9 protein-coding genes and 1 pseudogene are annotated in these 11742 nt (G+C 73.3%); 4 read left to right on the forward strand and 6 right to left on the reverse strand.

Translation table 11 applies throughout. The features are described from left to right. Positions 1-201: 201 nt before the first annotated feature. From AB0G01_RS05660 to AB0G01_RS05675, 4 genes are all read right to left on the reverse strand, one after another. Positions 202-1356: an acyl-CoA dehydrogenase family protein gene (locus AB0G01_RS05660; protein ID WP_360940102.1), complete on the reverse strand. Its 1155-nt coding sequence runs from the start codon at positions 1354-1356 to the stop codon at positions 202-204. A 3-nt stretch (positions 1357-1359) separates the two neighbouring features. Beyond that, positions 1360-3276, reverse strand: a complete 1917-nt coding sequence (locus AB0G01_RS05665) for an acetyl/propionyl/methylcrotonyl-CoA carboxylase subunit alpha (RefSeq protein ID WP_360940104.1) — start codon at positions 3274-3276, stop codon at positions 1360-1362. A gap of 5 nt (positions 3277-3281) precedes the next feature. Next, complete coding sequence (locus tag AB0G01_RS05670) at positions 3282-4886, reverse strand: carboxyl transferase domain-containing protein (protein ID WP_360940106.1); 1605 nt, start codon at positions 4884-4886, stop codon at positions 3282-3284. 131 nt (positions 4887-5017) lie between these two features. Further along, the gene (locus AB0G01_RS05675; RefSeq protein WP_360940108.1) at positions 5018-5812 is read right to left on the reverse strand and encodes an SGNH/GDSL hydrolase family protein; all 795 of its coding nucleotides are present in this window, start codon (positions 5810-5812) and stop codon (positions 5018-5020) included. A gap of 191 nt (positions 5813-6003) precedes the next feature. On the opposite strand from AB0G01_RS05675, the gene AB0G01_RS05680 reads away from it, so the two are divergent. The 4 genes from AB0G01_RS05680 (at position 6004) to AB0G01_RS05695 (ending at position 10204) form a co-directional block, all read left to right on the forward strand. Then, positions 6004-6588 carry a TetR/AcrR family transcriptional regulator gene (locus tag AB0G01_RS05680; protein WP_360940110.1) on the forward strand — a complete coding sequence of 195 codons (585 nt, stop codon included), beginning with the start codon at positions 6004-6006 and terminating at the stop codon, positions 6586-6588. A 43-nt stretch (positions 6589-6631) separates the two neighbouring features. Next, positions 6632-7591: a pentapeptide repeat-containing protein gene (locus AB0G01_RS05685; protein WP_360940112.1), complete on the forward strand. Its 960-nt coding sequence runs from the start codon at positions 6632-6634 to the stop codon at positions 7589-7591. A 111-nt stretch (positions 7592-7702) separates the two neighbouring features. Further along, complete coding sequence (locus AB0G01_RS05690; RefSeq protein ID WP_360940114.1) at positions 7703-7936, forward strand: hypothetical protein; 234 nt, start codon at positions 7703-7705, stop codon at positions 7934-7936. A 72-nt stretch (positions 7937-8008) separates the two neighbouring features. After that, positions 8009-10204 carry a phospholipase A2 gene (locus AB0G01_RS05695; RefSeq protein ID WP_360940116.1) on the forward strand — a complete coding sequence of 732 codons (2196 nt, stop codon included), beginning with the start codon at positions 8009-8011 and terminating at the stop codon, positions 10202-10204. Here the strand turns inward: AB0G01_RS05695 and AB0G01_RS05700 are convergent. Then, positions 10175-11032 (reverse strand): annotated as a pseudogene (locus AB0G01_RS05700) (acyltransferase family protein); the annotation flags it as partial. The gene AB0G01_RS05695 and the pseudogene AB0G01_RS05700 sit on opposite strands and share 30 nt — an antisense overlap. Further along, a complete protein-coding gene (locus AB0G01_RS05705) occupies positions 11029-11706 on the reverse strand; it encodes an alpha/beta hydrolase (protein ID WP_360940118.1) in 678 nt (225 codons plus the stop codon). The pseudogene AB0G01_RS05700 and the gene AB0G01_RS05705, both read right to left, overlap by 4 nt. Positions 11707-11742: the final 36 nt, after the last annotated feature.

The following is an 11742-nucleotide window of genomic DNA, read 5'->3' on the forward strand; positions in this document are numbered from 1 at the left end:
GGCGCGGACCGCTTTTCCGGGGAACCACTCCCGGGCACCACTCCCGGGCACCACCGGAGCGGTGGTCCCCGCGCGCCGCAATGCGCGCGAGGACCACCCGGGAACAAGCTCTCGGATTACCTCCGGACGCGACTCGGAACGCGACCTGGGCGGCACCGGGGACGAGTAGGCCAGGGCGGCGGGCACCGCGAGCACGCGGACCTACTTGAGCCCCAGCTCCCGGGCGATCAGCATCTTCTGCACCTCGCTGGTGCCCTCGCCGATCTCCAGGATCTTGGCGTCGCGGTAGAACCGGCCCACCGGGTACTCGTTCATGAAGCCGTAGCCGCCGAAGATCTGGGTGGCCTCGCGGGCGTTGTCCATCGCCGCCTCGGACGACACCAGCTTGGCGATGGCCGCCTCCCGCTTGAACTGCTCGCCGCGCAGCATCTTCGCCGCCGCCTGGTAGTACGCCAGGCGCGCGGTGTGCGTGCGGGCCTCCATCTCGGCGATCTTGAACTGGATCGCCTGGTACTCGCCGATCTTGCGGCCGAACGCCTCGCGCTCGCCGACGTAGCGCAGGCACTCGTCCACGCAGCCCTGGGCCAGGCCGACGCCGAGCGCCGCGATGGCGATCCGGCCCTCGTCCAGCGTCTGGAGGAACTGCGCGTAGCCCCGGCCCCGCTCGCCCACCAGGTTGCCGACCGGCACCCGGCAGTCCTGGAAGGACAGCTCCCGGGTGTCCGAGGCGTTCCAGCCGACCTTGGAGTACTTGCGGGACACCGAGAACCCCGGCGTGCCGGACGGCACGATGATCGCCGAGATCTCCGGCCGCCCGTCGTCCTTGCGGCCGGTCACCGCGGCGACCGTGACCATCCCGGTGATGTCGGTGCCCGAGTTGGTGATGAACGCCTTGGTGCCGTTGATGACCCACTCGTCGCCGTCCAGCCGGGCCGTGGTGCGCAGCGCGCCCGCGTCCGACCCGCCGCCCGGCTCGGTGAGGCCGAACGCGCCGAGCCGCTCGCCGGCGCACAGGGCCGGCAGCCACCGCGCCCGCTGCTCGGCGTTGCCGAAGCGGTACACCGGCATCGCGCCCAGCGACACGCCCGCTTCGAGCGTGATGGCCACCGAGGAGTCGACCCGGGCCAGCTCCTCCAGCGCCAGGCACAGCGCGAAGTAGTCACCGCCCATGCCGCCGTGCTCCTCGGGGAACGGCAGGCCGAACAGCCCCATCCGCCCCATCTTGGCGACGATCTCGTACGGGAACTCCTCGCGCTCGTAGAAGTCGCCGATGACCGGCGCGACCTCCTCGCGCGCGAACTCCTCGACGGTCTTGCGCAGGGCCTCGTAGTCCTCGTCGAGGCGGAAGTCCAACATCGCTCACTCCTGGTGGGGCACGACGACGGCTAGGGGTTCGTCCAGCGCGACCTGTTGGCCCGCCCGGACGTTCACTTCGGCGAGCACGCCGGCCGCGGGTGCGGTGACGGTGTGCTCCATCTTCATCGCCTCGACGACGAACAGCGGCTGGCCCGCGGTGACGTGGTCGCCCGCTGCGGCGCGCACGACGAGCACGGTGCCGGGCATCGGGCTGGTGACCGGGCCGGCGCTGCCGGCGGCCTCGTGCGCGGACAGCCCGGAGCGCTCGGTCTCGGTCAACGCCCACGTGCGACCGCCCGTGCCCAGCCACAGCACGTTGCCGGACCTCGCCACGGCGTACCGGCGCGCGCCGACGACCAGCTCACCGCCCTCGACCGACGCCGTGAGCCGGAGCGGTTCTCCTTCTCCCACCACGACTTCGTCACCGCGCACGCGCACGTCGACGTCGTCGAACCGCCACGTGGTCCAGGCGTGCTCGCCGACCCGCCACCCCCCGGTCCGCTCCCACGGGTCGTCACCGCCCGGCGCGAGCTGCCGCTCCAGCGCGGCGGCGGCGTACACCTCGTCCGGGACCTCGTGGCGCGTCAACGACTCCAGCTTGCGCTCGACCAGGCCGGTGTCGAGGTTCCCGGCCCGGACGTCCTCGTCGTCGAGCAGCGCGCGCAGGAACGGGATGTTCGTGGTGACCCCGAGCAGCACCATCCGGCCGAGCGCGGAGTTCAAGCGCCGCAGCGCTTCCGCGCGGGTGTCGCCGTGCGCGATCACCTTGGCCAGCATCGGGTCGTAGTCGCTGCCGACGGTGAGGCCGACCCGCAGCGCCGAGTCGACCCGGACGTCGTCCGGTTCGTGCAGCGCCAGGACCGTGCCACCGGTCGGCAGGAACCCGCGCGCCGGGTCCTCCGCGTAGACCCTGGCCTCCACGGCGAACTTCACCGGCGCGACGTCCCCGAGGCCCAGCGGTTCCCCGGCCGCGACCCGGAGCTGCCACTCCACCAGGTCGACGCCGGTCGCCAGCTCGGTCACCGGGTGCTCGACCTGGAGCCGGGTGTTCATCTCCATGAAGAAGTAGTCGCCGGTCGTGCCGTCCACGATGAACTCGACGGTGCCCGCGCCGACGTACCCGACGGACTTCGCGGCGTCCACCGCGGCCCGGCCCATGGCCGCGCGGACCTCGGGGGTCAGCAGCGGGGACGGGGCCTCCTCGATGATCTTCTGGTGCCGCCGCTGGAGGCTGCACTCCCGCTCGCCGAGGTGCACGACGGTGCCGTGCGCGTCGGCCAGCACCTGGATCTCGATGTGCCGCGGGTTGGTGACGAACCGCTCGATGAGCAGCGTGTCGTCGCCGAACGAGCCGCGCGCCTCCCGGCGGGCCGACTCGATCGCGTCGCGCAACGCCGACTCCTCGCGCACCAGGCGCATCCCCTTGCCGCCGCCGCCCGCGGAAGGCTTGAGCAGCACCGGGAACCCGATCTCGCCGGCCGCGCCGACGAGGTCGTCGTCGGTCATGCCGGCCTCGGTGCGGCCCGGCACCACCGGCACGCCGGCCGCGCGGACGGTGAGCTTGGCCCGGATCTTGTCGCCCATGGCGTCGATCGCCTCGGCGGGCGGGCCGATGAACACCAGCCCGGCCTTCTCGCAGGCGCGGGCGAAGTCGGTGTTCTCGGCCAGGAAGCCGTAGCCGGGGTGGACCGCCTGCGCGCCGGTCTCCCGCGCCGCGTCGACGATCCGCTCGATCGAGAGGTAGCTCTCGCGGGCCGCCGCCGGACCGATGCGCACCGCGACGTCCGCCAGCCGCACGTGCAGCGCGTCGGCGTCGGCGTCGCTGTACACGGCGACGGACCTGATCCCGAACCGCCGCAGGGCGCGGATCACGCGCACCGCGATCTCGCCCCGGTTGGCCACTAGAACGCTGTCGAACATGCCCCTCACATCCGGAAGACGCCGTAGCCGACAGGGGACAGCGGCGCGTTGGCCGCCGTGGACAGCGCGAGCCCGAGCACCGTGCGGGTGTCCTTCGGGTCGATCACGCCGTCGTCCCACAGCCGGGCCGTGGAGTAGTAGGGGTTGCCCTGGTCCTCGTACTGCCGTCGGATCGGGGCCTTGAACGCCTCTTCGTCCTCCGCCGACCACGAGTCGCCGAGCTGGTCGCGCCGCACGGTCGCCAGCACCGACGCGGCCTGCTCGCCGCCCATCACCGAGATCCGGGCGTTCGGCCACATCCACAGGAACCGGGGCGAGTACGCCCGGCCGCACATCGAGTAGTTGCCCGCGCCGAACGAGCCGCCGATCACCACGGTGAACTTCGGCACCCGCGCGCACGCCACGGCGGTCACCATCTTGGCCCCGTGCTTGGCGATGCCGGCCGCCTCGTACTCGCGGCCGACCATGAACCCGCTGATGTTCTGGAGGAACACCAGCGGCACCGAGCGCTGGTCGCAGAGCTGGATGAAGTGCGCGCCCTTCTGGGCCGACTCGCCGAACAGGATGCCGTTGTTGGCGACGATCCCGACCGGGTGGCCGTGGATCCGGGCGAACCCGGTGACCAGCGTGCCGCCGTACTCCTTCTTGAACTCCTGGAACCGGCTGCCGTCCACGACCCGCGCGATCACCTCGCGCACGTCGTAGGGGGTGCGGCTGTCGGTGGGCACCACGCCGTAGAGCTCGTCCGGGTTCACCGCGGGCTCGACGCCCGGCTCCACCCGCCACGGGCGCTCCGCGCGCGGGCCCAGCGTGCCGACGATCGAGCGGACGATCCGCAGCGCGTGCGCGTCGTCGTCGGCGAGGTGGTCGGTCACGCCGGACGTGCGCGAGTGCAGGTCGCCGCCGCCCAGCTCCTCGGCCGTGACGACCTCGCCGGTCGCGGCCTTCACCAGCGGCGGACCGCCGAGGAAGATCGTGCCCTGGCCCCGCACGATCACGGCCTCGTCGCTCATCGCCGGGACGTACGCGCCGCCGGCCGTGCACGAGCCGAGCACCGCCGCGATCTGCGGGATGCCCTGCCCGGACATGGTGGCCTGGTTGTAGAAGATCCGGCCGAAGTGCTCGCGATCCGGGAAGACCTCGTCCTGCTCGGGCAGGAACGCGCCGCCGGAGTCCACCAGGTAGACGCACGGGAGGCGGTTCTGGAGGGCCACCTCCTGCGCGCGCAGGTGCTTCTTGACCGTCATCGGGTAGTACGTGCCGCCCTTGACGGTGGCGTCGTTGGCGACGATCACGCACTCGCGGCCGGACACCCGGCCGACGCCGGTGATCACGCCGGCGGCGGGCGCGTCGTCGCCGTACATCCCGTGGGCGGCCAGCGGCGACAGTTCGAGGAACGGCGAGCCGGGGTCGAGCAGCGCGTCCACCCGGTCGCGGGGCAGCAGCTTGCCGCGTGCGACGTGGCGGGCCCGGGACTTCTCCGGTCCGCCCACGGCGGCGGCGGCGAGCTTGGCGCGCAGGTCGCGGACGAGGGCGGTGTGCTCGTCGGTGTACCGCCGGAAGACCTCGCCGGTCCGGTCGGCGGCACTGCGCAGGACGGGCGCGTCCATGGGCTCCTCGCGGTTAGCAGTCGTTAACCTGAGGAGATGTTATCGCCTGTTAACCCCCGCGTCCACCGGCACCGGACAGGGCGAGGGGGGCCGCCGAGACGAGGCGGCCCCCCTCGGTGCGGAGGCGGACGTCAGCCCGTCACGGCGTTGAGCTGCGGCAGGTAGCCGAGCCGCTGGCCGTTGCGGTTGGGGTGGTAGGACTCCTCGACCGGCCAGGAGAGGCTGTTGAGCCACCAGTCGCCGGAGCAGATCTCGTGACCGCCGAACGCGCCGCGCAGGTCGCGGAACGTGAAGGACTTCGCGGCGGCGCGACCGGAGACGACCGAGGCCAGCGTGTCGGCGGCGGAGTTGATCGCCGAGCGCTTGGCGTCGCTCAGCCCCACCGAGCAGGAACCGGGCACCTTGTACAGGCGCGGGTAGCCGAGCACGACGACCTTGGCGGACGGGGCCCGGTTGCGGATCTGCGCGTACACGTTGTCCAGCAGGCCGGGCAGGGTGCCGGTGGCGTACGCCTTGGCCTGGTCGACGCGGGTCGTGCAGGACTGGTCGGAGCCGAACGTGCAGGTCGAGACGACGTCGGTGAAACCCGCGTCGTTCCCGCCGATCGAGATCGTGGCCAGGGTGGTGCTCGCGCTCAGGGCGCTGATCTGGTTGGCCAGCACGTCGCCGGTCCTGGCCCCGGAGCACGCGACGAACTTGAAGCTGGCAGGGGCGTGCGAGGCGGCCCACAGCGCCGGGTACGAGTACTGGCTGCGCTTGCAGGAGCCGCTGTCCCCGTAATAGGAGCCGGTGCCGGTACCCGACGAGTAGGAATCGCCGAGGGCCACGTAATTCGCGCCCGCTTGGGCTTGGGCGGGCACCGAGACGGTGAGCAGCGCCGCTGCCGCGGCGAGCGCTGCGCTGAGCAGGGTTCGGATGGGGCGCATCAGGAGCCTCCGGGTGGCGAAGCACACAGGGTTGTGACGCGGAGCACAACTAGTGTTACCAGTTGGTACAGCTATATAAGAAGACTGCGTCAACAGTTAACTCCGCACGTCGTGTCCGGTCGGTGATCTTCCGCCATCCGATCGGTTAACGCTCGTTTACTTCCGGTGGTACGCCCGTTTAGGATGAAGCCGTGTCAGCCGATGGAGTGAAGCAATCCCGCCGGGACCAGATCTTGGGCGCGGCGGCCGAGCTGTTCGCCCGGCACGGCTTCCACGGGGTGGGCATCGACGACATCGGTGCGGCCGTCGGGATCTCCGGCCCCGCGCTCTACCGGCACTTCCGCAGCAAGGACGCCATGCTCGGCGAGATGCTGACGTCGATCTCCGAACGCCTGCTGGCCGGCGGTCTGTCCCGGGTGTCCGAGTCGCCGGACCCGACCGCCGCGCTGCACGCCCTGGTCCGCTGGCACGTCGACTTCGCCCTGGACGACCCGGCGCTGATCACCGTGCAGATGCGCAACCTGGCCAACCTCACCGACCCGGACCGCCGCCGCGTGCGGGCGCTCCAGCGGCGGTACGTCGAGGTGTGGGTGAGCACCCTCCGGGAAACCGTGGCGGCGGACGAGCCCACCGCGCGGGCCGCCGCGCACGCCGTGTTCGGGCTGATCAACTCCACGCCGCACAGCGCGCACCTCGACCGCGACCAGATGGCGGCCCTGCTGACCCGCATGGCCCTCGCCTCGCTCACCACCGCCGGCGTGCTCGCCACCGCCTGACCGGGCGCTCAAGGCCGCGCCGCCGCCGGCCGATCCGGTGGTGGTGATCATCAGAAGAGCCGTCGCGGGCCACCCGGCGGCCGGCCGCCGGTGCCCGAACTGCCGCCGCACCCGTCGCCGCGCCCGGAACTGGGCCCAGCTCGGCGCACTGGTCACCTCGCTGGTCACGGTCGTGGCGCTGGTGTTCACCAGCCTGTCGCTGCACGAGACCCGCCGCCAGGTCGACGCGACGATGACCGCGCAGCTCGCCGAGCGGTTCACCAAGGCGGTCGACCAGACCGGCCACGACAAACCGCACGTGCGGCTGGGCGGCATCTACGCGCTCGGCACGATCGCGCAGGACTCGGCCGCGCACCGGCCCACCGTCGGCCGCGTGCTGTCCGCCTACGTCCGGCGGCACCGGGAGGTCGAGCCCGGCGGGTGCGTGCCCGACGTCCAGCGCGGCCCGATCGACGTCGTCGCCGCGCTGGACACCGCGCTGGTGGTCGGCGCGAGCCACGCGATCGACCTGGCCCGGAGCTGCCTGGACGGCGTCGAGCTCCCGGCCGCCGGGCTGCACTGCGCGAACCTCACCGGCACCTCGCTGCGGATCGCCGACCTGCGCGGCGCGGACCTCGGCGAGGCGCGGCTGGCCAACGCCCGCCTCGACGTGGACAACCCACCCGACGACCCGCACCCGTTCGGCGCGAACCTCTCCCGGGCCAACCTCGCCCAGGCCCGGCTGGGCGGCGCGGACCTCAGCCACGCGGACCTGACCGGGGCCGACCTGACCGGCGCGGACCTCGCGGACGCCGACCTGACCGGGGCCAACCTGACCGGGGCGCGGCTGGCGGGAGCCCAGCTCGTCGGCGCGGACCTCACCGGCGCGAACCTGACCGACGCCCACCTGACGGGGGCGAACGTCCGCAAGGCCGTGTTCGCCGGGACGGACCGCGCGGCCGTCCTGCGGCGCGGCGCGGTGGAGGAGAACCACCGCTCGACCCCCAGCCGGTGCCCGCGCTGACCCCCCGTTCGGGCGAGATCGGACCACCCGATCGGCCGACCACCGCGCGCGGTCCGCGCCGGCGCACCCCATAGTCCGTGCGGTCGACGACCACGACGTGAGGAGGCCGGCATGTCCGCCGCACCACCCCGGGTCCCGCAGGACGACGCCGACAGCGGCGACCGGGTCCCGTCGGACCGGGGCAGGCGCTACTACCGGTGGTCCGACCCCGACACCGGCGAGATCGGCGGGTACGAGTGCCTCGAACCGGGCGGCTACTTCAGCGAGAAGCGCGGCAAGAAGGTCCGGTGGGTCGATGCCGGCCCCTGCCCGAACACACCCCGGAGAACCCCCGCCGAGCAGTAGGGGCGGACCCCCGCGCGGGGTGGGGTTGATCGGTTGGCGCACCGTGTTGCCCATCCGTAACCTCAACCGCCGATGAGCGACGCAGAGGTGGACGGCGTCATGAGCGGGTGGCCGGGTGTCCGCCTGCTGACCAGGCTGCCGGCCTGGTTCCGGGTGCTGGTGGTGGCCTTCGCCGTGTTCGTCTGCGGGGTGATCGCGTCCCGCCCGGCCGGGGCCGCCGACGACGGGCCGCCCACCGGGGACGTCGCGGTCGCCGCCCGCGCGGTCGAGGCGGTGACCCAGCCGAGGACGGGCGTCTCGCCCCTCACCTCCTTCCCCGCCGACTTCCGCGCGGTGACCGGCCGGGCACCGGCCCTGGTCGTCGCGCCGGACGGCACGACCCGCGCCGTGGACCCGACCGGCGGGTGCTCCGGCCCGGCCGGTGACACCGAGTGGGACTTCGGCACCGCCTGCCGGGCCCACGACCTCGGCTACGACCTGCTGCGCTACGCCGAGCGGAAGGACCACCCGCTCCCGCCGCAGGCCCGCAAGGCGCTGGACCTCCGGCTGGCCGTCGACATGCACCTCCAGTGCGAGCTCAACCCGCGCGGCAGCGGCGCGCGGTGCCACGCCGTCGCCCGGCTCTACGCCGCCGGGCTGGAGTTCAACTCGTGGCGGCAGCGCTGGGGACCGCCGGGCCACGAACCGGTCCTCGCCTGGGGTTTCGGCAGTGCGGTGGTGGTCTTCCTGATCATCGCGCGGCTGCCGCGACGCCGGGCGACGACGCCGGGGCCGGAGCTGCCCGGCACCGGGAGCACCGACGGCGAGGACCGCTTCGCGACGTTCCTGCGGCTGGCGAGCCTCGGTCTGGTCGTGGTCGGGCAGTCACTGCTGACCGTGCTGCACTGGTCCGGGATGAACCCGAACTGGCTCTGGCTGCTCACCTGGGCGTTGCAGACCGCGCCCCTGTTCTACTTCGCCGGCGGGCCCGCCAACCTGTTTAGCTGGCAAGCCGTTCAGGCGTCCGGCGGCGGGTACGGGAGGTATCTGGCCAGTCGGATCAGCCGGCTGCTGCGGCCCGTCCTGGCCTTCGTCCTCGCGTGGCTCGTGCTGCCGCTGCCGCTGGAGTTCCTGGACGTGCCGAAATCGCGCGTCGAGGTGTTCGGCCGGCTGATCGCGCACCCGTTGTGGTTCCTCGGCCTGTACCTGGTCGCGGTCGCCGCGACCCCCGTGATGGCCTGGCTGCACCGCCGCGCCCGGCTGGCCACGCCGGTCGCGCTGATCGGCCTGCTGATCGTCGTGGACGCGCTGCGGATCGGGTTCGCCTGGCGCACCGGCGGCCACCTGAACCTGGTGCTCGGCGCGCTGCTCCTCCAGCAGCTCGGCTTCTACTTCGCCGACGGCACCCTGCCCCGGGTCTCGCGCCGGGTGCTCCGGGCGCTCGCGCTGCTCACCGCGCCCGCCCTGCTGGCGCTGATCGCGTTCGGCGGCTACCCGCGCACCGTGATGACCCTGCCGGGCGAGCCGGGCTCCAACCTCAGCCCGCCCACGATCTGCCTGCTGGTGCTCGGGCTGGGCCAGGTCTGCGCGGTGCTGGTGGTGCGCGACCGGGTGTCGGCGTGGCTCGCGGGCAACCGGCAGTGGAACGTCGTCGACTACGCGCGGCGCGCCCCGATGACGGTCTACCTCGGCTACCTGACCGCGCTGGCCGCCGTGATCGGGGTGCTGGGCCTGCTGGACGCGCCCGTCGCGTTCGGCTGGCTCACGACCCGGCCGCGCTGGCCCGGTGTCCTGGTCCTCCTCCTGCTCCCGGTCCTGCTGGTGTTCCACCGGTTCGAGCGCACCGGCGCGCTGATCGGGTGCCACACCCGGGAGACCCACCGCTCCCGCCTCGCCGCGACCCTCGGCGTCGGCTACGGCGTGCTGGGCGTCCTCGGCTTCGTCGCCACCGGGTTCGCCGGGACGGCGGCCACCCTCGTGGTGTTGCAGGTCGACCCGCTGCAAAACCTGATCCACCTGCTGCTCGGCTGGTACCTGCTGCACACCGCGCGGTCGGGCACCTGCCACGGCCGGCGGCCCTGGCTGCTCACGGCCACGGCCTGCGTCCCGCCGCTGCTGGCGCTGGAACCGACCGCCGCGATGGTCGCCCTGCACGGCACGACGATCGCCGTCGCCCTGCTGGCGGCGATACCCAAGCAGGACCAGCGTGACGGCGGCGAACACGGGCAGCCAGGTGAGGCGCTCCAGCACCCAGAGCCCGTCGTCGGGCACGGTGTGCAGGCCGGGTAGCGGCCCGAGCACCGCACCCACCAGCGTCACCACCAGCAGCGCGCTCTGGTGCACCAGGAAGACCGGCAGGGCGCGGGCGTTCAGCCCGGGTGCCCGGAACCCCGGCCGCACCAGCACCACCAGCCCGATCTGCGCGAACGCCAGCGCGAGCGCGACCGGCGACGGCGGGAAGAGGTTCGACTCGGCGGCACCGGGCACCCCCACCGCGCTCGCCGGGTACCCGTGGTGCAGCAACAACCCGAACGCCACCGCACCGGACACGAACAGCGCCGCACCCCACCAGCGCCGCTGCCCGTGGCGCGCGACCAGGACGCCCACCTGCCACGGTGCCCACCACACGGCCACCACGTTCACCCAGTCCACGTCCACGGCCACCAGGGCGACCGAAACGACCACGCCCCAGCCGCCCAGCCGCCGCAGCAGCGGCGTGACCGCCGTCAGCACCAGGTGCACCACCAGGAACCACAGCGGCGTCACCACCAGGAACCCCACGGTCAGCACGGTCTGCTGCGGCAACCCCCGGGCCGACATCCCGAACAGCACCAGCGCCCACGCCCCGAGCACCGCGCACACCGGTCGCACCACCCGGCGGGCGCGGTGCGCCCACGGCGTCCCCGACCGCGCCGCCGCGAAACCCCCGGCGAAGAAGAACAGGCCGAGGGTCTGCAACACCCAGCTCACCCACGACAGCTCCGGCACCCACCGCAGGGGGCTGTCCACCACCAGCCCGGACCCGGTCACCACCACCGCCGTGACCAGCCAGTGCCCCAGCACCACGCCGCAGATCGCCAACGCGCGCGCGGCGTCCACCACCGGGTCGCGCGTCACGGTCGCTCCCCCGCCGAGATGCGGGCCACGACCCGCAACGACTCCGTGCCGGCGTCGAAGTACTGGTCGTGCCGACGGGCCGAGCCGGCGTCGAACACCTCGGCCCCGAACCCGGCGGACGTCGGGTCGACGCCGTGCCCCAGGTCCCCCACGCGGACCCCAAGCACCCACCGCGTCCAGTCGTCGGCACCGCGCGCGGCCCACACCCGCGCCCGGATCTCGGCGGCGGAGGACACCCGGACCCCGGGACTGCCGAGGAAGACCACGTCCGCCACTTCGACGCCGGACAGCGCGCACACCACGGAGCCGTAGCTGTGGCACACCAGGTGCACCTGCCCCGGCAGCCCGCGCACGTACCGCGCCAGCGACTCGGCCCCGGCACGGGCCAACCGCCCGGTCGCCGCGTCGACCCCGACCCCGGACGGCGTCCGGTACCCCAGCCAGGCCACCACGGCGACGTCGGACCGACCGACCGCGTCGAACAGCGACCGGGCCATCCGCCCCACCGTGCGGTCGAACCGGGCACCGTCCACATCGGACCCGGGAACGACGACGGCGACGTGCCGCGCGTGCGCCAGGTCCCCGAACACCTCGACCCGCCGCACCGGTTCGGGCGCACCGCCCGGCGTCACGAGCACCAGCAACGCGGCCACCACCGCGATCGTCTTCCCCATGCCGGGGACGCTAGGAGGACGACACCCCGCGAAGCC

Source organism: Actinosynnema sp. NPDC023587 (genome assembly GCF_040640215.1).
Taxonomy (GTDB): domain Bacteria; phylum Actinomycetota; class Actinomycetes; order Mycobacteriales; family Pseudonocardiaceae; genus Actinosynnema.